Annotated in this window: 24 protein-coding genes and 2 tRNA genes; 21 read left to right on the top strand and 5 right to left on the bottom strand. The window is 61.8% G+C overall.

The window, feature by feature from the left end; all coding sequences use genetic code 11:
* Window positions 1-118: 118 nt before the first annotated feature.
* From VJX68_RS07430 to VJX68_RS07410, 5 genes are read left to right on the top strand one after another with little or no spacing between them, the layout of a single operon-like run.
* Window positions 119-1,075 carry an ABC transporter ATP-binding protein gene (locus VJX68_RS07430; protein WP_324095038.1) on the top strand — a complete coding sequence of 319 codons (957 nt, stop codon included), beginning with the start codon at window positions 119-121 and terminating at the stop codon, window positions 1,073-1,075.
* 16 nt (window positions 1,076-1,091) lie between these two features.
* A complete protein-coding gene (locus tag VJX68_RS07425) occupies window positions 1,092-2,819 on the top strand; it encodes an ABC transporter permease (RefSeq protein WP_324095037.1) in 1,728 nt (575 codons plus the stop codon).
* 26 nt (window positions 2,820-2,845) lie between these two features.
* Entirely contained in the window at window positions 2,846-3,502 is a 657-nt protein-coding gene (locus VJX68_RS07420) for a YceI family protein (protein WP_324095036.1), read from the top strand.
* Window positions 3,503-3,546: 44 nt separating this feature from the next.
* Window positions 3,547-4,467, top strand: coding sequence for a ParB N-terminal domain-containing protein (locus VJX68_RS07415; protein WP_324095035.1), 921 nt, complete (start codon window positions 3,547-3,549; stop codon window positions 4,465-4,467).
* Between the two features lie 21 nt (window positions 4,468-4,488).
* On the top strand, window positions 4,489-5,283 hold the full coding sequence (locus tag VJX68_RS07410; RefSeq protein WP_324095034.1) for an enoyl-CoA hydratase/isomerase family protein: 795 nt from the start codon (window positions 4,489-4,491) through the stop codon (window positions 5,281-5,283).
* Here the strand turns inward: VJX68_RS07410 and VJX68_RS07405 are convergent.
* From VJX68_RS07405 to VJX68_RS07395, 3 genes are all read right to left on the bottom strand, one after another.
* Complete coding sequence (locus tag VJX68_RS07405) at window positions 5,278-5,502, bottom strand: hypothetical protein (protein ID WP_324095033.1); 225 nt, start codon at window positions 5,500-5,502, stop codon at window positions 5,278-5,280. The two genes, VJX68_RS07410 and VJX68_RS07405, sit on opposite strands and share 6 nt — an antisense overlap.
* 191 nt (window positions 5,503-5,693) lie before the next feature.
* A complete protein-coding gene (locus VJX68_RS07400; RefSeq protein ID WP_324095032.1) occupies window positions 5,694-5,891 on the bottom strand; it encodes a Thivi_2564 family membrane protein in 198 nt (65 codons plus the stop codon).
* A gap of 166 nt (window positions 5,892-6,057) precedes the next feature.
* Complete coding sequence (locus VJX68_RS07395) at window positions 6,058-6,207, bottom strand: DUF3309 family protein (RefSeq protein ID WP_324095031.1); 150 nt, start codon at window positions 6,205-6,207, stop codon at window positions 6,058-6,060.
* A gap of 619 nt (window positions 6,208-6,826) precedes the next feature.
* Between VJX68_RS07395 and VJX68_RS07390 the strand changes: the two genes are divergently transcribed.
* Window positions 6,827-7,336, top strand: coding sequence for a Spy/CpxP family protein refolding chaperone (locus tag VJX68_RS07390; protein WP_324095030.1), 510 nt, complete (start codon window positions 6,827-6,829; stop codon window positions 7,334-7,336).
* A gap of 32 nt (window positions 7,337-7,368) precedes the next feature.
* Window positions 7,369-7,701: a hypothetical protein gene (locus tag VJX68_RS07385; RefSeq protein WP_324095029.1), complete on the top strand. Its 333-nt coding sequence runs from the start codon at window positions 7,369-7,371 to the stop codon at window positions 7,699-7,701.
* Window positions 7,702-7,760: 59 nt separating this feature from the next.
* Here VJX68_RS07385 and VJX68_RS07380 read toward each other — a convergent pair whose 3' ends face one another.
* Window positions 7,761-9,410: an Rne/Rng family ribonuclease gene (locus VJX68_RS07380; protein ID WP_324095028.1), complete on the bottom strand. Its 1,650-nt coding sequence runs from the start codon at window positions 9,408-9,410 to the stop codon at window positions 7,761-7,763.
* A gap of 313 nt (window positions 9,411-9,723) precedes the next feature.
* Here VJX68_RS07380 and VJX68_RS07375 point away from each other — a divergent pair, with 313 nt between their 5' ends.
* Window positions 9,724-10,323, top strand: coding sequence for an HNH endonuclease (locus VJX68_RS07375; protein ID WP_349255896.1), 600 nt, complete (start codon window positions 9,724-9,726; stop codon window positions 10,321-10,323).
* Window positions 10,324-10,486: 163 nt separating this feature from the next.
* Entirely contained in the window at window positions 10,487-14,014 is a 3,528-nt protein-coding gene (gene smc, locus VJX68_RS07370) for a chromosome segregation protein SMC (RefSeq protein ID WP_324095026.1), read from the top strand.
* An 81-nt stretch (window positions 14,015-14,095) separates the two neighbouring features.
* Here smc and VJX68_RS07365 read toward each other — a convergent pair whose 3' ends face one another.
* The gene (locus VJX68_RS07365; protein ID WP_324095025.1) at window positions 14,096-14,944 is read right to left on the bottom strand and encodes an SDR family NAD(P)-dependent oxidoreductase; all 849 of its coding nucleotides are present in this window, start codon (window positions 14,942-14,944) and stop codon (window positions 14,096-14,098) included.
* 396 nt (window positions 14,945-15,340) lie between these two features.
* On the opposite strand from VJX68_RS07365, the gene ftsY reads away from it, so the two are divergent.
* The 12 genes from ftsY to VJX68_RS07305 all read left to right on the top strand — a co-directional run bounded on the left by ftsY (window position 15,341) and on the right by VJX68_RS07305 (window position 22,642).
* Window positions 15,341-16,540 carry a signal recognition particle-docking protein FtsY gene (ftsY, locus tag VJX68_RS07360; RefSeq protein WP_324095024.1) on the top strand — a complete coding sequence of 400 codons (1,200 nt, stop codon included), beginning with the start codon at window positions 15,341-15,343 and terminating at the stop codon, window positions 16,538-16,540.
* 47 nt (window positions 16,541-16,587) lie between these two features.
* Window positions 16,588-16,836, top strand: coding sequence for a cell division protein ZapB (locus tag VJX68_RS07355; protein WP_324095023.1), 249 nt, complete (start codon window positions 16,588-16,590; stop codon window positions 16,834-16,836).
* A gap of 3 nt (window positions 16,837-16,839) precedes the next feature.
* Complete coding sequence (locus VJX68_RS07350) at window positions 16,840-17,112, top strand: cell division protein ZapA (RefSeq protein ID WP_324095022.1); 273 nt, start codon at window positions 16,840-16,842, stop codon at window positions 17,110-17,112.
* Between the two features lie 261 nt (window positions 17,113-17,373).
* Window positions 17,374-18,090 (top strand): 5-formyltetrahydrofolate cyclo-ligase, encoded by a 717-nt coding sequence (locus VJX68_RS07345; RefSeq protein WP_324095021.1) that lies wholly within the window; start codon window positions 17,374-17,376, stop codon window positions 18,088-18,090.
* Complete coding sequence (gene rny, locus VJX68_RS07340; RefSeq protein ID WP_324095020.1) at window positions 18,011-19,570, top strand: ribonuclease Y; 1,560 nt, start codon at window positions 18,011-18,013, stop codon at window positions 19,568-19,570. Before VJX68_RS07345 ends, rny begins: the two co-directional genes overlap by 80 nt.
* A 170-nt stretch (window positions 19,571-19,740) precedes the next feature.
* Window positions 19,741-19,995 (top strand): hypothetical protein, encoded by a 255-nt coding sequence (locus tag VJX68_RS07335; protein WP_324095019.1) that lies wholly within the window; start codon window positions 19,741-19,743, stop codon window positions 19,993-19,995.
* Window positions 19,996-20,075: 80 nt separating this feature from the next.
* The gene (locus tag VJX68_RS07330) at window positions 20,076-20,600 is read left to right on the top strand and encodes a hypothetical protein (protein WP_324095018.1); all 525 of its coding nucleotides are present in this window, start codon (window positions 20,076-20,078) and stop codon (window positions 20,598-20,600) included.
* Window positions 20,601-20,657: 57 nt separating this feature from the next.
* Window positions 20,658-21,107 (top strand): hypothetical protein, encoded by a 450-nt coding sequence (locus VJX68_RS07325; protein WP_324095017.1) that lies wholly within the window; start codon window positions 20,658-20,660, stop codon window positions 21,105-21,107.
* Between the two features lie 132 nt (window positions 21,108-21,239).
* Entirely contained in the window at window positions 21,240-21,797 is a 558-nt protein-coding gene (locus VJX68_RS07320; RefSeq protein ID WP_324095016.1) for a hypothetical protein, read from the top strand.
* A gap of 63 nt (window positions 21,798-21,860) precedes the next feature.
* Window positions 21,861-22,400: a hypothetical protein gene (locus VJX68_RS07315; protein WP_324095015.1), complete on the top strand. Its 540-nt coding sequence runs from the start codon at window positions 21,861-21,863 to the stop codon at window positions 22,398-22,400.
* A 57-nt stretch (window positions 22,401-22,457) separates the two neighbouring features.
* Window positions 22,458-22,533: transfer RNA gene (locus VJX68_RS07310), tRNA-Gln, on the top strand.
* Between the two features lie 37 nt (window positions 22,534-22,570).
* A tRNA-Glu gene (locus VJX68_RS07305) sits at window positions 22,571-22,642 on the top strand.

The following is a 22,642-nucleotide window of genomic DNA, read 5'->3' as shown; positions in this document are numbered from 1 at the left end:
ATCGATTGGGGCGATCACGACTGCATCTACTTCCTCGATCCCGACGGCAATCTGCTTGAAATGGTGAGTTACCGCTGAACGCCGACCTGAAATCCCGCGCGTCCGTGGTTCACTATCGATGAACTCGGGGCCGATGATCCGGGCGGAGGATCTCCGCAAGCGCTACGGCGACCGCGTTGCGCTTGACGGCGTGTCGTTCACCGTCAACGCCGGCGAGATCGTCGGTCTGCTTGGTCCCAACGGCGCCGGCAAAACCACCACGCTCTCGATTCTCTCCGGCGTGATCGCGCCGGACTCCGGCCGCGCCTCGATTGCCAAGCACGATCTCGCCACCGAGCCGCGCGTGGCGCGGAGGAGCCTCGGCCTCGTGCCGCAATCGCTGGCGTTATACCCGACGCTAACGGCGCTCGAGAATCTGATGTTCTGGGGACGGATCCAGGGGATGGCGTCGAGCGACGCTCTGAGCCGCGCGCGCGGTTTGCTCGAGGAAGTCGGCCTCAGCGATCGCGCCGATGACGAGGTTAACGAATTTTCCGGCGGCATGATGCGCCGGCTGAACATCGCGTGCGGAATGATGCATTTTCCGGCGGCGATCATGCTCGACGAGCCGACCGTCGGCGTCGATCCGCAATCGCGAGGACGAATTTTCGCAGTCGTTGAGAAGGCCGCGCAAGCTGGTGGCGCGATCCTGTACAGCACGCATTACATGGAAGAAGCGGAACGCCTGTGCAACCGAATCGTGCTGATCGATCACGGAAAAATAGTTGCGCAGGGCACCGACCGTGAACTGATCGCGCTGGCGGGAACCGAACCGCGGATCGAAATCGTGACCAAGAAAGCGCTGCCGCCCGGATGGTCCAACGGAATCATCGGCGTCAGCGAACTGCCTTGGGAGGTCGTCGATGGTTTCGCCGCGGCGCTCTCGTTGCACACGCTCGAGCAGGTGCCCGACGTCATCCGCCGCGCCGGCGAGGTTGGCGACGAAGTCGTCGAGTTCCACGTTCATCGCCCCAATCTCCAAGACGCCTTCCTGAAACTTACCGGCCACGCGCTGCGCGACGCGCCATCAACATGATGTTTTTCCTGAGGCGATGATGCTGCGAGCGGTGTGGTTGACGATCGGCAAGGAATTTCTGCTCATAAGGCGCGATCGCGTCGGCTTGTTCATGCTGCTGGTCGCGCCAATTGCGGTCATCGCCGCCGCGGGCTTTTCGCTGGCGAAAATTTACGGGGGCCGAACCGCTCCGCGCGCAGAATATTCAGTCGCCATTTTCGACGAAGACCACGGCGCTGTCGGGCGCTCGATCCTCGATGCCGTCGAGCATCAACCCGATCTGTCCGTCATTCATTCTGCGAGCCGGCCCGACGCTGAGCGGGCCGTCCGCGAAGAAAAGTTGGCGGTGGTTGGAATAGTCATTCCCGCCGGAACCACCGATGCGATCGAGCACGGCCGCGCCGCGCGACTCATCCTCTACACCGATCCGGTCAAGTATCTGCAGACCATAAAAATCGAGCTGTCGCTCTCAGACTTGTGCAGAAAAATCAGTGCCGGCGCCGCCGCGCAGGCTCGCAGTCAAACCGCCGACCGGACTCGCGATTTTACCCGTCAGCTGGATCTGGCGCGCGAGTCCGCCGCGCAAGCCAGCGCCGAAGCCGCTCGCCTTGCAAAGGAGGCCGAGGCCTCGCGCGCCGCGATCGCGCCGAAGATTCGCGCGCACATCGAGACGGCATTGACCGACGCGCGCGATCGAACCAGGCTTGCGCTCGACACCGAGCTGGATCGCATCCAGCGCAAGCTCGACGCCGACACTGCCGCGCAGCAGGCGAAACTCGACGAGCTCAAGGATTACCTGACCCGCCTTGAGATCGCGCACGGCCAGTTCGAGACCTGGTTCGGCCAACTTAAGCAGCTTGCCGGGAGCCACGCCGCGGACATCCCGCCGCCTCCCGCCATTCCGACTCTCCCAGCCGATCTGGACCTCGGCGGAATCAAGATCGCGCCGGCCGCCGAGCTAAAGGACGCGCGGGCCCGGCTCGAAAGCGCGCTGGCGATTCCGCCGATCGATCTCAATCTGCCCGAGTTGCCGCCGGCGCCAAAAATTCCGCTCGTCAACATTCCGAGCATTCCCGCAATCAATCCGAGCCTCGCGATCCCGGGAACGCTCGGCCTCACCGAGGTCGATTTGACCGGCAAGGAAATCGGCGAGTTCGCGGGATTCAACGCGTTCGATCTCCAGGTGCCGGGTTTCGCCGTGACCTTTCTCTTGATCGGCATGCTGATGGGCGTGTCGCTGGCGCTGATCGATGAGCATGATTGGGGCACGCTCGAGCGCTTGCGCTCCGCGTCGGCGCCGCTATGGACTACGCTCACCGGAAAATTGCTCGCTCGCTTCGTGGTCGGCTTCATCCAGATGGCGGTACTGTTCGCCGCCGGATACGTGCTGTTCGGAATTTCACTTGGGCGCACGCCGGCCGCACTGATGCTGCCTGCCGCGGCGATCGCTTTCGCGGGCGCAGCCTTCGGCTTGATCGTCGCCGGAGTCGGGCGCACGCGTGACGCCGTTCTGCCCGTGGGCGCAATCGTGATCATGACGATGGCGGCGATTGGCGGTTGCTGGTGGCCGATCGATTTCGAGCCCGCCTGGATGCAGCAGGTGGCCCTCGCGCTGCCGACCACGTGGGCGATGCGCGCGTTTAACGATTTGATGATCCGCAACCTCGCGGCGTCGAGCGCGATTCTTCCGGCTGCCGTGAATTTCGGATTCGGAATCATTTACAGTGTTATCGGCGTCGCAATCGCGCGACGCCGCTTCGCCTGATCGCGCGCCGATGGAGCAATTGCCAATTGAAGAAATCCGCAAATGAATTTCGCCGCATCCTCACGCGCGTGCTGATTGCGCTGGCGGGCGCATTCGCGCTGATCGCGTTCGAGCCCGGCGCCGCCGGCGCGGCGGTGATGCGATTCAAGATCGATGCCGACCGCAGCACGGTCAGCGTGTCGGTCGCGGAACCGGCCGCCTGGATCCGCGGCAGCGCTGTCGGGACGTTTCGCATAATCGACGGCGCAGTCAGTGTCGACCCCAACAACGTCTCGGGAACCGGCAAGATACGAATCCTGATCGACGCGACCAGCTACCGCAGCGACAGTACGTCGCGCGATCGAGCTGTTACCGAAAAATCGCTCGAGGCGGACAAGTTCCCCACCATCGGATTCGAGAGCAACACCGTCGTCGGCGTCGTGATGACCGGCCCCCAGGAAGGCACCGCGATAGTGACCGGCTTCCTTACCCTGCACGGCGAAGCGCACGCCATGACAATGTCGGTCCATGCGAAACTAGACGCTGACGGCATCTTCACGGGCGACGGCGAGGTAAAGTTCGACTACGAGGACTTCGGCGTCAAGGTTCCCAGCGTACTGTTCCACACGATCCTGGCCGGCGACGAGGCTACCGTTCGCTTTCATATCGTCGCCGTCAACGCCGCCACCGCGCCTCCGCAATAAACCCCGGTTGTCCGCGAGACCATCCATCAACTACAAGCTTGAGCATGGTGGAACTAGCGACTCTTCCGCGCGGTGCGAAACTTCCGGCCGCGCTAACTGACTTGGCGGCGGCGATCGAAGCCGACGGTGGTGCGGCGCTCGCCGCCTATCAAGAGCCGATCGGCGACCACTGGCATCTGTTTGCGATGCTTCCGCTGGCGAAAGTGGAGGCGACGCCGTATCAGCGCGATCTCTCGCCGGCGCATCTCAAGCGCATGATCGAAGTGATGAAGAAGCTCGACCGTTTTACCGAGCCGATCGTCGCCGTTCACACCGCCGGCACTTACTGGACTCCCAACGGCAACCATCGCCGCGCCGCTGCGGCGAAGTCCGGCGCCAAAATGATTCCCGCGATCGTGATACCGGATCCCGAGGTCGCTTTTCAGATTCTCGCGCTCAACACCGAGAAGGCGCACAACCTGCGCGCCAAAGCGCTCGAGGTTATCCGAATGTATCGCGCGCGGCTCGAGGAGCGGCCCAAATCCGCGGAGAGAGATTTCGCCTTCGAGTTCGAGCGCGCGCACTACATCACGCTCGGCCTGCTCTATGAGAAGAAGCCCAGGTTCTCCGGCGGCGTTTACGCACCGCTACTCAGCCGCGTCGACGGGTTCCTGGCAAAGCAGCTCAAGGACGCGATCGAGGATCGCGAGGAGCGCGCGGCTCAGGTCGAGCGCGCCGACGACTTGGCGGTCGCGCTGGTGGCCGCGGGCAAGAAGCGCGGCCTGATGCATCCCTATCTGAAGAATTTCATCGTCGCACGATCCAATCCGCTGTCGCGTGCGCGAAAAAATCTGCCGACCTGCAAGGCCGCGCTGGCAAGCATGATCAAGGCGCTCGAGGAATTCGATCTCGGCAAGATCCACTTCGGACAGATTCGCGACGCGGCCCAGATCGCCGCCGCAACTTCGGTCGCCGAGCCCAGTTGAGGGCGAAGGAAAGTCGAACACATGGCGGATGAAATCGTTTTATACGAAGCTCGATACCCGGCCACGATAATCACGCTCAACAACCCCGACCATCGCAACGCGCTCAGCACCGCGATGATCGACGCCCTGATGGCTGCGATTGCGCGCGCCGAGGCGGATCGCCGCGTGCGCGCCCTCGTCTTCACCGGCGCGGGGTCCGCTTTTTCGGCCGGCATGGACCTCGGCGAGCTGCGCACGATGCTCGATCAGCTACGCCTCGACGAGTCGGGCCGGGTCTGGGACGGTGCGCTGCGCGGCGAGGCTTTGATCGAGCGTGTCTATCGTCTCGGCAAACCTTCGATCGCCGCAGTCAACGGTGTGGCGGTCGGCAACGGCGCCGGCTTCCTCAGCGCCTGCGATTTGGCCGTTGCCGCCGACAGCGCGCGGATTGGCTATACCGAAATGAAGCATGGCATTCAGGCGGGAATGGTAATCCTCCACCTGATGCGGTTGGTGGGCGAGCGCGTCGCCAGATATATGCTGCTCACGGGAGAGCTCGTGACCGCCGATCAAGCGAAGGCCCTCGGACTGATCAACAAGGTCGTGACCGCCGGCGAACTGATGGACACCGCGCTTGCATGGGCAGATGCGATCGCTATGAACGCTCCGAAAGCGGAGGCCACTACCAAGTCATTGATGTGCAAATTTTCCGGTCAGGCGATTGCGATGAGCATGACCGAGTATACTGCGGCCCCGCATATCACCGACGAAACACGTTCGGGACTCGAGTCATTCTTCGACAAGAAACCGGTGCCCTGGTTGCTCAAGCCGTCATGATTTCTGATAGAGGCCGCTCCCTGCCAGCACGAGGCCGATGATAATCGCCGCGCCTGCGACGAGCGGCGGCACGCTGTGCGAAGTCGGCTCGGTTGCCTGGACCTTCAAGTCGCCGAGCGTCACGACGTTTTTGGTTTCGTTGGTCGTGAACTCAGGAATCGCGAGTCCCAACACTCCGAGGAGAGCGATAATCACACCGACGATTACTATAGGCTTCATTCGTGGAGTTCCTGTTGCTCCTGGTCTTTCGGGCTACTAAGTACGGCTGTTTGTCTTGATTGAAATGTGTTCAGTTGGGCGGTCGAACACCCAAATAGTTGGCGGGCACCGAAGGAGGGGGGAGTCTCCCGGATGCCCGCCGTGTCACCCATCACCGTGCGACGAATGCCGCTCGGCTGCTGGAAGGACGATCACGTCAACGCCGGCATCTTGAGTCCGGGTATCGCTCCGATCAATCCGAACGTCTGCAGAACCCAAATCAACAAGACCACGAACACGACTATGTTGAGTAAACTCTTGATAGCGCCGGCCATCGGGATGTAGGTGTTGATTAGCCACATCACCAACCCGACCACCACCAGGATCATTGCCATATGAACTAGAGTCACCCGATACTCCTTGGGCGCTTCCGCTCTTTCGCTGGGCTATCGCGAAGTTATCCGTGCGAACTCGTAGCTTACGCCTGCGAGACAAATGGGTCCATTGCAGTTCGGTTACACGGGTAACACAACCCAACGAAGGCATTTCAATATCCGCCCGGTTGCGACCAAACCGTCAGATCCCGCCGCGACCGACCAGCAGCCAAATCACCACCACGACCAGCACCAGCGGCACCAACCCGCCGGTCGCGCCGTAGTTACTATACCCATAGTAACCGCCGCCGCCGCCGAACAGTAGAAGCAATACAATGATCAATAGCAACATGATGTTCTCCTTGTCTATTTTCCCTGAATGCTAGTACGGCGACGCATACGTCGTCGTGGTCCGCCGCTGTACGGTTCCGTCATCTCCACTAGTCGTTACTGTGGTTGAGCTCTGATCCGGAGATGAATACGGCCCAGGCTGCGTATACGTACGCTGCACTGTGCCGTTGTTGTACTGAGTGGTCGTGGTCGTGTTTGCATCGGCGAGTGGCGCCATTACGACCGGCGGAGTCGTCGTATCGTATTGCCTGGTCGTCGTTGTTTCCGTGACATGGGTAGTAGGCGCGCAGCCGATTACGCACGTCATCGCAATACCAACACAAATAGCCACTGCGGGATTAACTGTGTATTTCATTATTCAGGCTCCTGCCTGATCTTTTACTCTATTGTCATCCAACTTACATCCGGATTTGCTGCAACCAAGTTGATTAGCGTTATATGGAGAACCGTTTGGCGAATACTAAATCGGATTACACACATGAACGTGCTGCGGGGCACGTCCTTGGGCGAATGCGGATGGAATGTTCGGCGAGGTTGGGAGAAACTGGCAGAGGTTCTCGAATTTAGCCGCGCAAAGCTCTCAACGTCTCAGCAAATCGCAACTGACAGGAGTATAGATCATGATCGTTTTCACGCACCGCACCGCACGCGCAGCCAGCGCGGCGGCAACTCTACTCGGCGCTATCGTTCTCGCCAGCCCGTCGTTCGCGGGCTCGACCGAAGTCCTCGCGCAGGCGTCTTCGCAACAGGCGATGGCATCGACAGCGTCAGATTCCCCCGGCATCGGACCGGTCGAGGCGCGCATCAAGGACCTGCACAAGAAGCTCCACATCACTGCCGCTCAGAAGCCACAGTGGGATGCCCTGGCCCAGGTGATGCGTGACAACGCGCAGGCGATGCTTGATCTGCAGAAGCAGCGGACAGCTGACGCGCAGACGATGAGCGCCGTCGATGTCGTCAAGTCCTATGAGTCGGTAATCGAGGCGCATGAAGAGGGAATGAAGAAATTTGTGCCGCCGTTCGAGGCTCTCTACAACACGATGTCAGATGCGCAGAAGAAGACCGCCGACTCGCTGTTCCGCAGCCGCGAAAAGGTCTCGGCCGCAAAACAGACCGCAGCCAACAAGTGAAGCGGGAGTCAGTCCCGCGACGGAGTCTCATTATGCAAGTATCGCTCAGACCGAAAAGTGAATTGCGCTCGAAGATAGGCAGGCTTGCCGCGGCTGTCGGGGTTGCTCTCGTGATTGGCAGCTTCGCGATCGGATCGGCGCGCGCTGACAATGACCACCATGGCGACAATCGCCGCGGCGATCAGCATCGCGACAACGACAATCGCGGCTACCGCGGACCGGCGGTCGTCTATGCGCCTCAGCCGGACTACTACTACTACACGCCTCAGCCGGACTATTACGCGGCGCCCGATCCGTACTACTACGGGCCCGGTCCCGGCTACGACGCGCCGCCCCAGGGCGTGACCCTCTTCTTCGGACTGTGATCGCGAAACCCGCTAGACGGTAGCGTCCTAACCTGAAATTAGCGCGCTACCGTCGAAGGCTAGGCGGCGGCGGGGGCGCGGGCGAGTTCGAAGGCGCCGAGCTCGATGCCATCATTCGAGCGCAGCACGATCTTGGTCGAGAGCCGCTGCTCGAGCGTCTCGAGATCCTTCGCACCGTGATCATACAGATAGCGCGCGACTTCGGGATTCAGCTTGACGATCAGCATGTCGCCCGCGGTCTTGGAGACCGCTTCGCGCTGAATCCCGCGCAGCACTTCGGCGGCGAGCGTCGGCACCGATTTGACTACGCGCCGCCCGTCGCATCGCGGACACGTGTCGGTGAGCAATTTCTCCAGGCTCTCGCGCGTGCGCTTGCGCGTCATCTGCACGAGCCCGAGCTCGGAAATCTTGAGCGCCGAAGTCCGCGCCTTGTCGCGCTTGAGCGCGGTCGCCAGCGCGTCGCTGACTTTCTTGCGATCACCCTCGCGATCCATGTCGATGAAATCAACGATGATGATGCCGCCGATGTTGCGCAGCCGCAGGTGCTTTACCACTTCCTCGACCGCTTCGAGGTTGGTCTTTAAGATGGTGTCGTCCTGGCTGCGTTTGCCGACAAAGCGGCCGGTGTTCACATCGATTGCGGTCAGCGCTTCAGCTTGATCGAAGACCAGGTAGCCACCCGACTTGAGCCACACCTTGCGGTCCAGCGCGCGCTCGATCTGCGGTTCGATGTTGAAGCGATCGAAAATCGGCTGAGGCCCGTCATGCAGCGTCACGCGCGCCCGCAGCCGCGGCATATAGTTCTGCACGAATTGCACGACCCGGCTGTAGGTCGTCGGATCGTCGCACCATAGCCGGTCAACTTCGCTGGAAAATAGATCACGCACGATTCGGAGCGCCACGTCGAGGTCGCTGTAAAGAATCGACGCGGGCGGCATGCTGTCGTTCTTGCGCAGGATCGAGCTCCACAGCTTGGTCAAAAAGGCGACGTCGCGCTGGATCTCGCGACGGCTGACGCCCTCGCACGCGGTCCTCACAATGAAGCCCCCTTGCGGAGGCCGCAGTTCTCCGACGTCGGCGCGCAACCGCGCGCGTTCCTCGGCGCTCGCGATTCGGCGCGACACTCCGATATGATTGCTGGTCGGCGTGAAAACCAGATGCCGTCCCGGCAGCGAAATCGACGACGTCAGCCGCGCGCCCTTGGTGCCCATCGGCTCCTTGGCGATCTGAACGATGATGTCCTGGCCGCGGCGCAGTTGCTGCTCGATTGGCAGCCGCGAGCGATTCGGCGCCTGGGTGCGACGCCCTCGTCCGCGACGCCCTCTGCGCGATGGCCGCGGCGAACTCCCGTCGCCGTTAGTACTCGCGCCGGCTTCCTCGCCCGCGCTCGCCTCAGGATCGCCAAACTCGTTGTCGCCGATCGGCTCGGTCTCGACGTCTTCTTCGCCGAGCACTTCCGCCACCGTGTTGAGCGCCGAGACTCCGTCGTGAAAATCCGAGACGTGCAGGAAGCCCGCTTTCTCCAGCCCGATATCGACGAACGCCGCCTGCATCCCGGGCAGCACCCGCGTGACCTTGCCCTTGTAGATGTTGCCCGCCAATCCGACCTGGCGATTGCGCTCGAGGTAAAATTCGGCGAGTTCGTTATCTTCGAGCAGCGCGACCCGCACCTCGAGTGCGGACGCGTTAATTGCGATTTCTCTTTTCACAGATGGATCCTACTATTCCGGCAAATCCGACATGCTTACGACTGCAAGGACGATGTGCCGGGAGTCGTCGCGTATGCGTCGCGAGCGATTGGAAAAGCGCCCGCGTCCGATGGGACATCGTTTTACCCTTTGCGTCGACAACTTGTGCAGGATCATACGAGGCACGCCTGACCTCCGCAAGCAAGCGCGATTAGCGCCGCGATAACGGGCTTTTAATCCTCGGCTATCTTGACATGGTATCTTGGGGCCGATACTCGTCATGGGGATGTCTGCTGCAGCCAACATGGTTGCGCCCAGTCTTCCGGGAGCGGGCCTGCTCAACAGCAAGGTTCTCGTTCTTAATCGCTCGTACCTCCCCGTTCACGTTACATCGGTAAAACGCGCGTTTGCGCTGCTTTATCAGGGCGTAGCCAAGGCGGTCGATGATCAGTATCACACCTTCGACTTCGACAGTTGGCGCGATTTGTCGATCGAGGTCCAGCATGAGCGCCTCGGGATTGTGAATGGTTTTATCCGCGTGCCGCGTGTCCTGTTGCTGACCGCGTACGAGCGCGTGCCCAAGCGCCACGTGCGATTCTCGCGCTTCAACATCTTCGCCCGCGACGGCAACACCTGCCAGTACTGCCACAAGAAACTGCCACGGACAGAGCTGAATCTCGACCACGTTATCCCGCGCTCGCGCGGCGGGATGTCCACGTGGGAGAACATCGTATGCTCGTGCCATCACTGCAATCGCCGCAAGGGTGGCCGCACCCCCGACGAAGCCGGGATGCATCTCTTCCGCCGCCCGCGCCGTCCCGAATGGACCCCGTTTTCGTCTGAGATGTTCAGCCTACGCCGCTACCGCGAGTGGATGCCGTACCTGTCGCAGGTCGACAGCGCCTACTGGAACACCGAACTTATCCAGGATTAAGGTTTTCAAGGTTGCAATTTGGCTATCCCCAGGCCGAAATCCACAATTTAATGGGGATACCGGTCCTGATACACACGATATATAGGGGATGCCCTTGACCCTCTGAGGTTACTTTAGTGTAAGCTTGTGGGGACGTGGTGGATGTGGTGGAGGCGGAGACAGCATGCGTCTTAAGAGCCTTGAATTACTAGGCTTCAAGTCCTTTCTCGATTCGACGACGATCAGTTTCGCGCCGGGGATGACCGCGGTGGTCGGTCCCAACGGATGCGGTAAATCGAACGTGGTCGACGCGATCCGATGGGTGCTCGGCGAGCAGGCCCCGACGCGCCTTCGCGGCAAGAGCGTCGAGGACCTTATCTACGCCGGCAACGAGTCGAATCCCGCGGCCGGGATGGCCGAGGTTTCGCTGGTGCTCGAGGCCGAGGAAGGCAGCCAGCTGCCTGAGCCGTACTCCGCGCTGAGCGAAGTCGCGGTGACGCGCCGCGCGTATCGCTCCGGCGAGTCGGAATACCTGCTCAACAAGATTCCGTGCCGGTTGAAGGACATCGCCGAGTTTTTCATGGCCGCGCAGATTCACAGTCGCGGCTACTCGCTGGTCGAGCAGGGCCGCATCGAAGAAATTATCCAGGCCAAGCCGCACGAGCTGCGCACTCTGGTCGAGGAAGCCGCCGGCCTGTCGCTGTTCAAGGGCCGGCGCGAGATGAGCGAGCGCAAGCTCGAACGCGTGAAGGAAAATCTCGCGCGCGTGGACGACGTGCTCAGCGAAATCGAGCGTCAGCTAAGCTTCGCGCGGCGGCAGGCCAAAAAAGCCGAGACCTACAAGGTCGTCAAGGCCGAGCTCGGCGAACTCGAACGTTACTCGGCGGCACGGCGGCTCATCGATCAGCGCGAGGAGCTCGCAACGCAGACGGGTCGCGACGCGGAGCTGAAGAGCGCACTCGACGGCGCGCGCGCGGGCGCCGCGGCGATACGCGAGCAAGTCGAGGCCGCAGCGTCGGCCGCGCAGTCGGCGCGGTCCGAGCTCGGCGGCGCTCAGCGCGAACTCGAGAATCTACATTCCGGCGCGAATGAACGCGCTCGCACGCGCGGATTTTTGCAGCGGCGGCTCGACGCGACGGCGCAGCTCGAAATCGAGCTGAGCGCGCGGCTCGTCGAGCTGGACTCCAAGGCGACGTTCGCGCGTGCAAATCGCGCCGAGGCGGGCGCGACCCTCGCGCGCGAAATTTCTGCGGGCGGCGGCGATGCCGCCCCCGCGCTCAAGGAAATCTCGATTAAGCACGAGGCCGCCAGCAACGAACTCAAGCAGGCCGAGCGCCGCGGTGAGGAATGCAAGGACGATCTGTCCGACGTCGTGCGCGAGGCCGCGGTAATTCGTGGCCGGCTCGGCGACCTTGCCGGCGAGCGCGCCGATCTCGAAAAGCGCCTCGCAGCAACTGCGCTCGAGACGCCGACGCTCGCGGCGGCGCTCGAAGCCGCGCGCGAATCGATCCGCGAGGCTGAGGCTGACCTGGAAGCGTCCCGCGCGCTCGCGGCTGAGCTAGAAGGATTGCGGCGCCAGGCGGCCGAGCGCGAGATCGAAGCGCGCACCGCGCTCGACCATCTGACTGCCCGCGTAAATTCGCTGCGCGGCGTGTTGGTCGCGCGCGGCGAGCTTCAATCCAATCATTCGCCGAACGGCGTCGATCTGCGGCTCCGCACGATCCTCGAATCGCTGAACGGCGATCGTCCTGCCACCGATCCTTCGATCCTCAAACAGGTCGTGCGCGCGCCGCACGGACTGGAGCCCGCTCTCAAAGCCGTGCTCGGCGATCAGATGGACGCGGTGATCGTCGAATCACCGCAGTTCGCGATTCGCGCGATCGAAATTCTCAAAGAGAATCGCGCGGGCCGCATGGACTTCGTGCAGGAACCCGACGCTGCTCTCGCGGCGCATCCTGCCATCGCCGCGCCCGGTATCGCGGGACGGCTGGTCGAGATGCTTGAAGTCGAATCGCGCTTCTCGCCCGTCGCCGAAGCGATGCTCGGGCACGTGATGCTGGCCGACGACCTTCATTCCGCGCTTGCTGCGTCGAATCTCAACGGTCACGGCACCGTTTTCGTAACTCGCGACGGCGACCTCGTGATGCCGGGCCGGATGATCAGCGGCGGCAGCGCCGAAGACAGTCACGCCGCGATAGACGTTGCCGCGATCGAAGCGGAGACCCGCGAGCTGGGGCGCGCGGAAGAGGAGCATCGCACCCGCGTCGGACAATTCGCCGCCGTCCGCGCCGAGCGTGAGCGCGCGGACGCCGAGCTCGAACAGGGCCGCAGCAAGGCGCGCGAAGCGGAGCGAGTTGCAATCGAACGGCGCGGCGCTCTCGCCCGCGCCGAGCAGTCGGTCGCGCTCGCCGCGGCTCACGGCGGCAATTCGCGCCGCCGTCTGAGCGAGCTGGCGGAACTGGTGATCACGTCGAACGCGCGCCTTGAGGAGCTCGCGAAGATCGAGCAGGAGGCGCGTGCGCGTCTGGGCGTGATGGCCGCCGACATCGCGTCGCTGCGCGCGGCGGCGGAAGAGATCGGCGCCGTGATGCTCGAAGCTGCGTCCAAGGTCGAGGCGCGAAAGTCGCGGCTCGATGCGCTCGAAAGGGAACTGGCGCATGCGCAGCGCGAGGCCGACGCGCTCGAAGCGCAAATCGATGAGCATCGCGCAACTCTCGAACGCTCGCACACCGACCGCGCCGAGTTCGAGCGCGAACTCGAAACTCTTTCTGCACAAGACGTCGCGGCGCGCGCCCGCGAAACCGAACTCGAAGCGGAACTCTCGCGCCTGCGCGCACAATGCGACGCGTCGGAGCATGAACTCGAGGCGCGGCGCGCCGACTACAAGCAAGCGCAAGAGGGACAGACGGCTTTGGAAGCCGAGGCGACGGAATGCGGCCTTAAGCGCGAGCGCGCCCGCGCACTCAGCGAGGAATTGGCGCGCGCGTTTATCGAAAAATTCGGCGCCGAGTTCGACGCGATGGCAGCCGAGATAGTTCCGGCGCTCGACGGCAGAATCGCCGCGGATGACGACGCACGGATCGTCGAGCTGCGCGCGAAAATGGAACGAATCGGCGAGGTGAACCTGGCCGCCGACAGCGAGGTCAAGGAACTCGAGGAACGGGCGGGAGTGCTGGGTACCGAGCGCGCCGATTTGCAGAGCGCGCTCGACGATCTGACCAAAACGATCACGCATCTCAATCGCGAGGCGCGAAAGCGCTTCGCAGAGACCTTCGAGGGCGCCGCGAAAAACTTTGCCGAGCTGTTCCCCAAGCTGCTGCGCGGCGGCAAGGGACGCCTCGAATTGACCGACGCCGGCGATGTGCTCGAAGCGGGCGTCAACGTGCTCGTGCAGCCGCCCGGCAAGAAGGTGAAGGAGATTGGGCTGCTGTCAGGCGGTGAGAAGGCGCTCTCCGCGATGGCGCTGATTTTCTCTCTGTTCCTGCTCAATCCGAGCCCGTTCTGCGTGATGGACGAAGTCGACGCCCCGCTTGATGAATTCAGCCTTGCCGCATTCACGACGCTGATGGCCGAGCTGAAAATGCGCTCGCAGTTTATCGTGATCACGCACAACCAGCGCACGATGCAGCGCGCCGACCAGATTCACGGCGTCACGATGGATCGCCCGGGAGTGTCGCGAATCATCTCGCTGCGAATCCCGCAAGCAGCGTAAGAAAAAACCGGAACGAAGCGGCGCGACGATCATGCGATCGCCGCGCCGCTTTTTTTTGGGCGTTCGCAATCGCGCGCGCGACTAGATCAAACTGTAGCCGCTGCCTTTGCGATCGAATCCGATGCCGACGCCGTTCACCTTCACGCCGTACTGCTTGAGCAACGGCTGACTGTACGTCACGAGTCCCGTCACCTTGTCGAGCGGTTCGGTGGCGAGGATGAGCGCCGATTGCGCCATCCACTCGACCGGCTCGCCGCTTGGATCGTCGGGCCCCGTGACGAGATGGTGATGCACCGTGCCCGGCGTCGCAACGACTTGCGACGGCGATACGCAGGTCACCGAGATTCCGTCGTCGTAAACTTCCTCGGCGAGTCCCTGCGTGAAGCGCTCGAGCGCAGCCTTCTCGGCGCCGTAGCATACGCCGCCGCGAAACACAGTCGCGCTCTTGTACGGTCCGCGGCCGGGTCCGATCGCCGCGCCCGACGAAATGTTGACGATCGATCCTGACTTGCGCGGGATCATGTCCTTGAGCACCAGGTGCGCCAGCATGAACGGGCCGTGAAGGTTGACCGCGAACGATCGCATCCAGCGTTTCGGTGGAAAATCCTTGACCGGGATGAAGTAGGTCAGCGCCGCGTTGTTCACCAGCACGTCAACCTGCCCGTAGAGCTTGTGCGTTTCTGCGACGAGTTTCTCGCACTCGGCTTCCGACGACACGTCGCAGGTGACGGCCTCGGCCATGCCGCCCGCCTTCTTGATTCCGGCAACTGTCGTCTCGAGCGATCCCTCCAGCGGATGCTCGCCCTCTTTGAGCGTGCGCGCCGAGCACACGACCCTCGCGCCTTCCTTGGCGAACAGTTCCGCGATCGCCTTTCCGATACCGCGGCTGGCGCCGGTTACGATTGCGACTTTGCCCTTGAGCTTGGCCATCTACAGATCTCCCTTCGTGATCGAGGGTCCGCGTGACGATGCGCTCGCGTCGCGGCCCAGACTTCTTATAGCGAGGAACGTGATCGAATGTGAAACCCCTCCTGCGTTTCACGCTTCCCCGCGCAGGGGTAACCCCTGCACCTTAGTATAGAGAGAAGATGCGGGACTTTGTCCCGGTTAGAACTTTTAGGGCGGAGATGCGGTCTTTCTTACCTCGCCCGTTCCTTTTACGGGAGAGGCGGCCGGCCGCAACGCGGCTGGTAGGTGAGGGTTCTGCGACCACGTCACAAAAGCCCGCTTGGTCACGGCAGACGCGTGCTGGTTTCGGAGCGCGACCGCTACTGTTATTCTTGGCACCTAAGTTCTTCAGGATTATTTTTCCGGACGACCTAACCTGTGACTCCTCTCCAAATCGCAGTAATTCTGATTATCGCAGCCGGCGGCGGCGCGGGTCTCGTTTTCATTGGAGTTCTGATTCAGTGGAGTCTGCGCAAAGCGCTCCCGTCGCGTCCGCCTCATCTGGAAATCGAGCCCGCGCCGGAAGCCGAACTGGTGACGCCGCCTAAGCTCGCGCCGGAGCCGACGTCCGAACTTGCCGAGCCAGTCCCGATTGTTGAGCCCGAGCCCCATGTCGCGCCGCCTCCGACGGTCCGCGAGCCCGTCCGTATTGGCCTCGGACTGCGCAAGACGCGCGAGAACTTTCTTGCGCGTATCCGGGCGGCGCTGACCGGCAGCGCGAAGCTCGACGATATATATGAGGGCCTTGAGGAAGCGCTGATCGCCGCCGATGTTGGAGTTGACGCCAGCATGAAGATTACCTCCGCGGTGCGCGCCAAGATGGGCAACGACAATCGCCCCGACGCGATTCGCGACGCGCTCAAGGCCGAGATCGCTACGATCATGATGTCCGCCGATCGCGCGCCCGCCGACTCGGGCGACGCGCCGCTGGTGATCATGCTGGTGGGAGTCAACGGTGTCGGCAAAACGACGACGATCGCGAAACTTGCCGCACGCCTCAAGGCCGAGCGCGGCAGCGTGATCGTTGCCGCAGCGGATACGTTTCGCGCGGCTGCGATCGAGCAGCTCGAGGTGTGGTGCGATCGCGCCGGCGCTGACATTATCAAGCAATCGCAAGGCTCCGATCCCGCCGCGGTCGCCTTCGACGCGGTGAAGGCCGCGGTTGCGCGCAAGACGCGCACGGTGCTGATCGACACCGCAGGGCGTCTGCAAACCAAAGTTAATTTGATGGAAGAGCTCAAGAAAATTGCCCGCGTCGTCGCGCGCGAGTTGCCCGGCGCGCCGCATGAGACGTGGCTCGTGCTCGACGCCAACACGGGTCAGAACGCGCTCAGTCAGGCGTCGATCTTTGGCGAAGCGGTCCCCTTGACCGGAGTGGTGCTGGCCAAGCTCGACAGCACAGCGAAGGGTGGCGTGGTCGTCGCGGTCGCGGAGCGGCTCAAGATTCCGGTGCGGTTTGTGGGACTGGGCGAGTCGATCGAGGACCTCCGCGAATTCGACGCGCGCGAGTTTGTCGACGCGCTGTTTGCAAGTGACGACGCAGGGGAGCAGAGTGCGAGCGGTTCTTATGCAGCTTGACAGCGTAGTTTATCGAAAATTAAACTAAAGGTAGAAGATTTTTTCTCATGGCCACAGATGTCTTAAAGCAACTAGACGAACGAATTCAGGCTTCCGTTGCGCGTATCCATCAATTGCGCAAGGAAAACGAACAACTCGCGCAGAAGCTCGCGGAAACCGAAAAGAGGTATGCTGACGCGGCCGGCCAGGTGAAGCAGTTGAACGCCGAGCGTCAGCAGCATGAAAACGAACGCAACGACGTGCGAAGCAGGATAGAAAAAATCCTCACCCGCTTCGACGGGATCGATCTTGGCTAGAAGATGAAGGGCGTCAACGTCCAGATCATGGGACAAAGCCTGACCGTCGCCAGCGAAGCGGGTGACGACTGGGTCAAGTCCCTGGCTGAGACGGTGGACGAAAAGATCAGGGATATCCGCGCCGGGAGCCAGACCATCAATTCAGTGAACCTGGCAATCTTGGCTGCGTTAAATTTCGCCGAGGAGCTCGAACACCTCAGACGGGAGCATCAGGAGCTGGTGGATCGAATCGCGGCGATGAATAAACGGTTGTCCGCGGCTATCGACGGCGAATGAGTATCAATCGTCGTGACGGTGCGCGATCAGCTTGAGGTGAGCGATTTCGGACGGGGGCGGGAATTGGAATTGTGGATCTCGAGAGCAGCCTAAACGCGGTGCTTATAGGAATGAGGCCCGTGCAATATTTTTCAACCGCATCGAAGGCTTTCGCGAGGGAACGTTTCGCGGATACAGGCCGGCTGTCAGCCGGTTCGAGAATGACAACGACAGGCGCGCGCGACGGCGCGGCCCAATCGACTAGTTAAACCCGCTCCCGCCATGGCAACGACTGTGGCGGACGAAAAGAAAAATCTACGCGCGATCATGATCGCATGCCGCGACGCGCTCCCCGGTGAGCGCGCGGCGGCATGGTCGGAAAGCGTCGAGCGTCGAGTGCTCGCGAGCGAGTGCTACCGCGACGCATCCGCGATCGTCCTATACGCCGCAATCGGCAACGAAGTCTCGACCGACCGCATACTACCCGATGCGCTCGCGTCGGGACTCACGGTCTTCTATCCGCGCGTCGATTCTGTGACGGGTACGATCGCCGCGCGACGCATCCGCGATCATGCGGAGCTTGCGCGCGGTGCGTACGAAATTCTTGAGCCGCCCGCGTCGGCGGAAGCTCTCGACCGCAAAAAGTTCGCGAAAGTTCTGGTCTGTGTTCCCGGCGTTGCCTTCGGACTCGAAGGACAGCGGCTGGGCCGTGGCGGGGGTCATTATGATCGTTTCATCGGCCAACTTGGCTGCGAAGCGATCACTGTGGGGCTCGCCTATTCATTCCAGCTGCTCGATCGAATCCCCGAGACGGGACTCGACCGGCGGCTTAACTTCATTGTGACCGAGTCCGCTGTTCATCGAGCCTGCGAAGCGCCACTGCCAGCTCGCCGAATGCGGACGAAGGAGGTAAACCCGGGTGGCACTAATCACCGCAATCCTGGGATTCATAGTTGGTGGCGCGGTCTTTTTCATTTGGGGAATAACGAAACAGCGTAAGGACGCCGTTAACCTGGAGGCCGCGCGCGCTCAGGCCGAGGAAATAGCCAAGGAGGCTCAAACTAGGAGCCAGCTCGTAGTTAAGGAGGCTGAACTCAAGGCAAAGGACATGGTGGTCGGCGCGAAGGCCGACGCCGAACGCGAGATGCGTGATCGCAGGCGCGAGATTGCCGCGATCGAACAGAAGCTCGAGGCACGCGAGGAGACTTTCGAAAAGCGCCAGGAAGCATTCGAGCGGCGCGAAGCCGATCTCAACCGGCGCGATCAGAGTCTGCGCTCGCGCGAGAAAAGTCTCACCGACAAGGAAGAAGTACTGCAGGCGCATATCGACGAGGCGCGCACCAAGCTCGAAGCCGTCGCCGGCCTGACGCGCGAGGAAGCCAAGCGCTCGCTGATGGACGAGATGATCGGGCAGGCGCGCACCGACGCGGCCAAGCACATCCGAATCGTCGAGGAAGAGGCGCGCGAGGAGGCCGACCGCCGCGCCAAGCGAGTCGTCGCGATCGCGATCGAGCGGCTGGCGGGCGAGTTCGTTGCGGAGCGCACGGTCTCGGTGATCGCGCTGCCCAACGACGAAATGAAGGGCCGCATCATCGGCCGCGAAGGACGCAATATCCGTGCGATCGAGGCGGCCACCGGCGTTGATATAATCATCGACGATACTCCGGAGGCGGTCGTGATTTCGTGTCACAACCCGATTCGCCGCGAGATCGCGCGCGTCGCACTGATGCAGCTCATCTCGGACGGCCGTATTCATCCGGGGCGGATCGAGGAAGTCGTGCGCAAGGCCGAGCAGCAGGTCGAGGAATCGATTCGCGAGGCCGGTCAGCGCGCGATCATCGAGGTTGGAGTGCATGGAATCCATCCCGAACTGGTCAAACTGCTCGGGATGCTCAAGTATCGCTACAGCTACGCGCAGAACGTGCTGATGCATTCGATCGAAGCGGCTTTCATCTGCGGTGCGATGGCGGCCGAGCTGGGGCTCAACGAAAAGCAGGCCCGGCGCGCCGCACTGCTGCACGATATCGGCAAGGCGCTGACGCATGAGGTCGAAGGCTCGCACGCGTTGATCGGCGGCGAGATAGCGCGCAAGTACGGCGAGTCGGCGAAGATCGTAAACGCAATCGCGGCGCATCACGAGGAAGTAAAAGCCGAGACGATCCTCGCGCCGCTGGTCGATGCGGCCGATGCGCTTTCGGGCGCGCGACCGGGAGCGCGACGCGAGGTGCTCGAGAGCTACGTCAAACGCCTGGAGGATCTCGAGACGATCGCGAAGTCGTTCAAGGGCGTCGAGAAATGTTTCGCCGTGCAGGCCGGTCGCGAGATGCGCGTGATCGTCGAGCCGAGCCAGATTTCGGACGAGGACACCTCGATGCTGGCGCGCGATGTCGCGCGCAAAATCGAAACCGACATGACGTACCCCGGCCAGATCCGGGTTACGGTCATTCGCGAGACGCGCGCAACCGAGCTGGCGAAATAGCAGTTGCGCAATTCGAATCGGAGGCCTGATCGCTCAAACGCGGTCGGGCCTTCGTGCTTTTCGACTGCTCTCGCCAATTCGCCGGTTGCGGTGTTGTCCAGCAGTTACACTTCTGTCAACCTGTGGCGGAAATGCGAGTCCTGACTTTGTCTCTCGCGCTTTGCTGTTTGATGGGCTGCAGCACCTGGGAGGGGGTCCAGGACGATCCTGCCAACCGTCAGAAGATCGTCACAGCTGCCGCCCGCGGTCTCGACGCATGCCAGTCGCGCATGGATGAGCTCGCGCGGGCGAATGTCACGATGCTGAAGTACGACCGACAGCTTATGCAGTCCCTCTTCAGCTTCGGTTATGTACCGTCCTATGTTTGCGTCGGCACGGTCCCGTACGACGGTACCACTGCGCCGGCAGGCTCGAGCAACCGGTAGAAAAGGGGTTCGCGGATATGTCTCTACGTCTCAGGCACATACTCCTCGTCTTGTGCTTTGTCTCCGGCTGCTCCGTATATATGGAGGCGACGCGTCCGACTCCTGTCGACCTGGCCAAGTTCCAGCCCGGTGACAGCCGCTCCTCCGTTACGCAGGAGTTGGGCTCGCCGGTCACTACGAGCAAAGGCGCCGGCGGCACGAGCTGCGATTTATACCTGCTTTACACCAGGGGCTACGGCGTCGCGGGCAAGGCACCGATAGCAGTCGGCGAACTCGCCGCCGATGTCTTCACGGCGGGCCTGGCCGAGATCATCCTGTCGCCCACCGAGGCTGTCACCAGAAACGAAAAGAGGACGGTATGGTTTTGCTACGAGAATGACGCGCTCGTAAGCGTGACCGTAAAGAGTGCGGAGACCGGGACGTCGACGTCCGCGACCCCGACACCGTCCGCAGCGTCCACGAGCTCGTCGCCAGCCCCTTCTCTCGCGACGACGCCCGTTCCATCCGAAAGCTCGACTCCGACAAATCTGGCCACACCTGTGCGGTCAAATCCTGCAAATCCGGCACCGACCGCGACTCCGTCGACCGGCCGACAATCTCAGTGAATTACAGCCGGAGACCCGATCGCAGATATGCGGTCGGGCCTCCGTGGTTTACAGACAATGTTTGAAGCCGAACGGATCGCCGGGACTGATTTCGAACCAAATGTGCTGATCGAATTTATTCGGCCGCCCTTTCGCAAATATCAGTTCTCGACGCGAATGAGCACGGTGCGTGCGGCTGACGTTCTCCAAGAGATAGTCGAACCGCGAAAGACCTTTAAATGGCGGATTCCCAGCGACCACCGGTATTTTGAGGGCAGCGTTGGAGACGATCAATTTAAAATAAATCGAATCATCGAGGGCCGAGACTCATTCCTGCCGATGATCGAAGGGACCTTCCGGGCCGAAGATTCGGGAGCCCTTGTGACTCTGAACCTGCGGATGGCGTGGCCGGTAATGATCTTCTGCTTCATCGCGTTCACGTCCTTGGGTGCCGTGCGTGGGAAACGCGGTACTATTGGGGTTTGCGCTCTTCGCGTATTTCATGGCGAGCATCTGTTTCGCGATTGAGGTGCGGATCGCAATGAAGCGCTTGTTGGAGCTGCTGCGCGCAGGATCCGCTGATTTGAGCTCCTCGTCCTGAACGCGCGGTCGGGCCTTCGTGCTTTAGCGCGACACTTCCGTTACGTTCTTTACGTCGCAATGTTTGAAGCCGAACGGATCGCCGGGACTGATTTCGAACCAAGTCGGCTGCGCGAATATCTTCGGCCGCCATTTCGCAAATTCGAATTCTCGACGCCGATGAGCCCTGTCCATGCCGCCCGTGTTCTACAAGAGATAGTCGAACCGCCCAGGAAGTGGGGATGGCGGACTTCCGCGAAGCGGGGATATTTCGAGGGTAGGGTGGCCGGGAGCCGCTTCAAGATTCATCGCGTTACCGGCTATCAGAACTCGTTCCTGCCGATAATCGAAGGGAACTTCCGGCGCGACGGTTTGAAAACTATCGTGACTCTGAAGATGCGGCTGGTGTGGCCGGTCGTGCCGTTCTGGATCGGCATCATAATCTTCCTGGCGTGGAGTTCGGTGAGCGTCGATTCCGTGGTGGCCGGTCCCTTCGGCGTGCGAATGGCGGTAATCGCGATGACGCTTTTCATCTACCTTGTCGCGACCGTACCGTTTGCGATCGAGGTCCGAGTCGCGATGAAGCGCCTGCTGGAACTCCTGCGCTCGGGCTCTGCCGGTTCGGACTTGTCCTTCTGAGAACAGACGATCGTACGTGCGCGCTTTACCGCGCTCGACGGCAGAAGCTATCATCGCTCCACGATGCCCACTACGCGCGAAGTCCTCGATGCGACCATCGCATTGGAAAAACAAAGCATGGCGCTGTACGCGCGCTTCGCGAAAATCTTTGCGAGCGAACACGCGCTGCAGGATTTCTGGTTCGGGATGGCGCGTGACGAAGCGCGGCATGTCGGCGCGCTCGACCTGGTGACGACGGTGCTCGATCAAGAAGAGATGCTCGACAAGCCCAGTCCAATTTCGCTCGAAGATGCGACCATCGTGCGGCTGCGCGCGCTGCTCGAGAAGTCGCAGGCCGACGCGACGCCAGGAATCAGGCTCGAACGCGCGCTCGAGATTGCACTCGAAGTCGAGGAAACGGAACTCGAAGATCTCGTGTCGGATCTGCTGAAGGCTTTGCAGGCGCCCGACGAGTACGAGCGATGTCTGCGCCTGCTGGTCCATGATCTCGGCGAGCTGAGCTACATGATTGAACGCCACTCGGCCAATCCCGCGCTGCTGTCGCGATGCGACGCGCTGGTCAATCGTCATGCCGAGACGCTGCGCCACACGTCAATCAGGTAACGTCGCGCGGATGCGGTGGCGCGCGTCATGGCCGTTGGTTATATTTCAGGGCTGCGCTGAGGAGTGGCCAAATTGGTAAGGCACCTGACTCTGGATCAGGCGATTGTAGGTTCGAGTCCTACCTCCTCAGCCAACTGATTTGCATGCGCGCCGCCAAAGCGCGCGACGATGGTCCCATCGTCTAGTGGTTAGGACACCGGCCTCTCACGTCGGGAACGCGGGTTCGACTCCCGCTGGGATCA

Source organism: Binatus sp. (SeqCode) (genome assembly GCF_035272065.1).
Taxonomy (GTDB): Bacteria; Desulfobacterota; Binatia; order Binatales; family Binataceae; genus Binatus.
This window is presented reverse-complemented; position numbering and strand designations above follow the sequence as displayed.

Excerpts from the sequence above, each read along its gene's own strand:
- VJX68_RS07430 (WP_324095038.1), top strand. The coding sequence starts at position 119 with ATGAACTCGGGGCCGATGATCCGGGCGGAGGATCTCCGCAAGCGCTAC.
- VJX68_RS07425 (WP_324095037.1), top strand. The coding sequence starts at position 1,092 with ATGATGCTGCGAGCGGTGTGGTTGACGATCGGCAAGGAATTTCTGCTC.
- VJX68_RS07415 (WP_324095035.1), top strand. The coding sequence starts at position 3,547 with ATGGTGGAACTAGCGACTCTTCCGCGCGGTGCGAAACTTCCGGCCGCG.
- VJX68_RS07410 (WP_324095034.1), top strand. The coding sequence starts at position 4,489 with ATGGCGGATGAAATCGTTTTATACGAAGCTCGATACCCGGCCACGATA.
- VJX68_RS07405 (WP_324095033.1), bottom strand. The coding sequence starts at position 5,502 with ATGAAGCCTATAGTAATCGTCGGTGTGATTATCGCTCTCCTCGGAGTG.
- VJX68_RS07395 (WP_324095031.1), bottom strand. The coding sequence starts at position 6,207 with ATGTTGCTATTGATCATTGTATTGCTTCTACTGTTCGGCGGCGGCGGC.
- VJX68_RS07390 (WP_324095030.1), top strand. The coding sequence starts at position 6,827 with ATGATCGTTTTCACGCACCGCACCGCACGCGCAGCCAGCGCGGCGGCA.
- VJX68_RS07385 (WP_324095029.1), top strand. The coding sequence starts at position 7,369 with ATGCAAGTATCGCTCAGACCGAAAAGTGAATTGCGCTCGAAGATAGGC.
- smc (WP_324095026.1), top strand. The coding sequence starts at position 10,487 with ATGCGTCTTAAGAGCCTTGAATTACTAGGCTTCAAGTCCTTTCTCGAT.
- VJX68_RS07365 (WP_324095025.1), bottom strand. The coding sequence starts at position 14,944 with ATGGCCAAGCTCAAGGGCAAAGTCGCAATCGTAACCGGCGCCAGCCGC.
- VJX68_RS07355 (WP_324095023.1), top strand. The coding sequence starts at position 16,588 with ATGGCCACAGATGTCTTAAAGCAACTAGACGAACGAATTCAGGCTTCC.
- VJX68_RS07350 (WP_324095022.1), top strand. The coding sequence starts at position 16,840 with ATGAAGGGCGTCAACGTCCAGATCATGGGACAAAGCCTGACCGTCGCC.
- VJX68_RS07345 (WP_324095021.1), top strand. The coding sequence starts at position 17,374 with ATGGCAACGACTGTGGCGGACGAAAAGAAAAATCTACGCGCGATCATG.
- VJX68_RS07335 (WP_324095019.1), top strand. The coding sequence starts at position 19,741 with ATGGGCTGCAGCACCTGGGAGGGGGTCCAGGACGATCCTGCCAACCGT.
- VJX68_RS07330 (WP_324095018.1), top strand. The coding sequence starts at position 20,076 with ATGGAGGCGACGCGTCCGACTCCTGTCGACCTGGCCAAGTTCCAGCCC.
- VJX68_RS07325 (WP_324095017.1), top strand. The coding sequence starts at position 20,658 with ATGTTTGAAGCCGAACGGATCGCCGGGACTGATTTCGAACCAAATGTG.
- VJX68_RS07320 (WP_324095016.1), top strand. The coding sequence starts at position 21,240 with ATGTTTGAAGCCGAACGGATCGCCGGGACTGATTTCGAACCAAGTCGG.
- VJX68_RS07315 (WP_324095015.1), top strand. The coding sequence starts at position 21,861 with ATGCCCACTACGCGCGAAGTCCTCGATGCGACCATCGCATTGGAAAAA.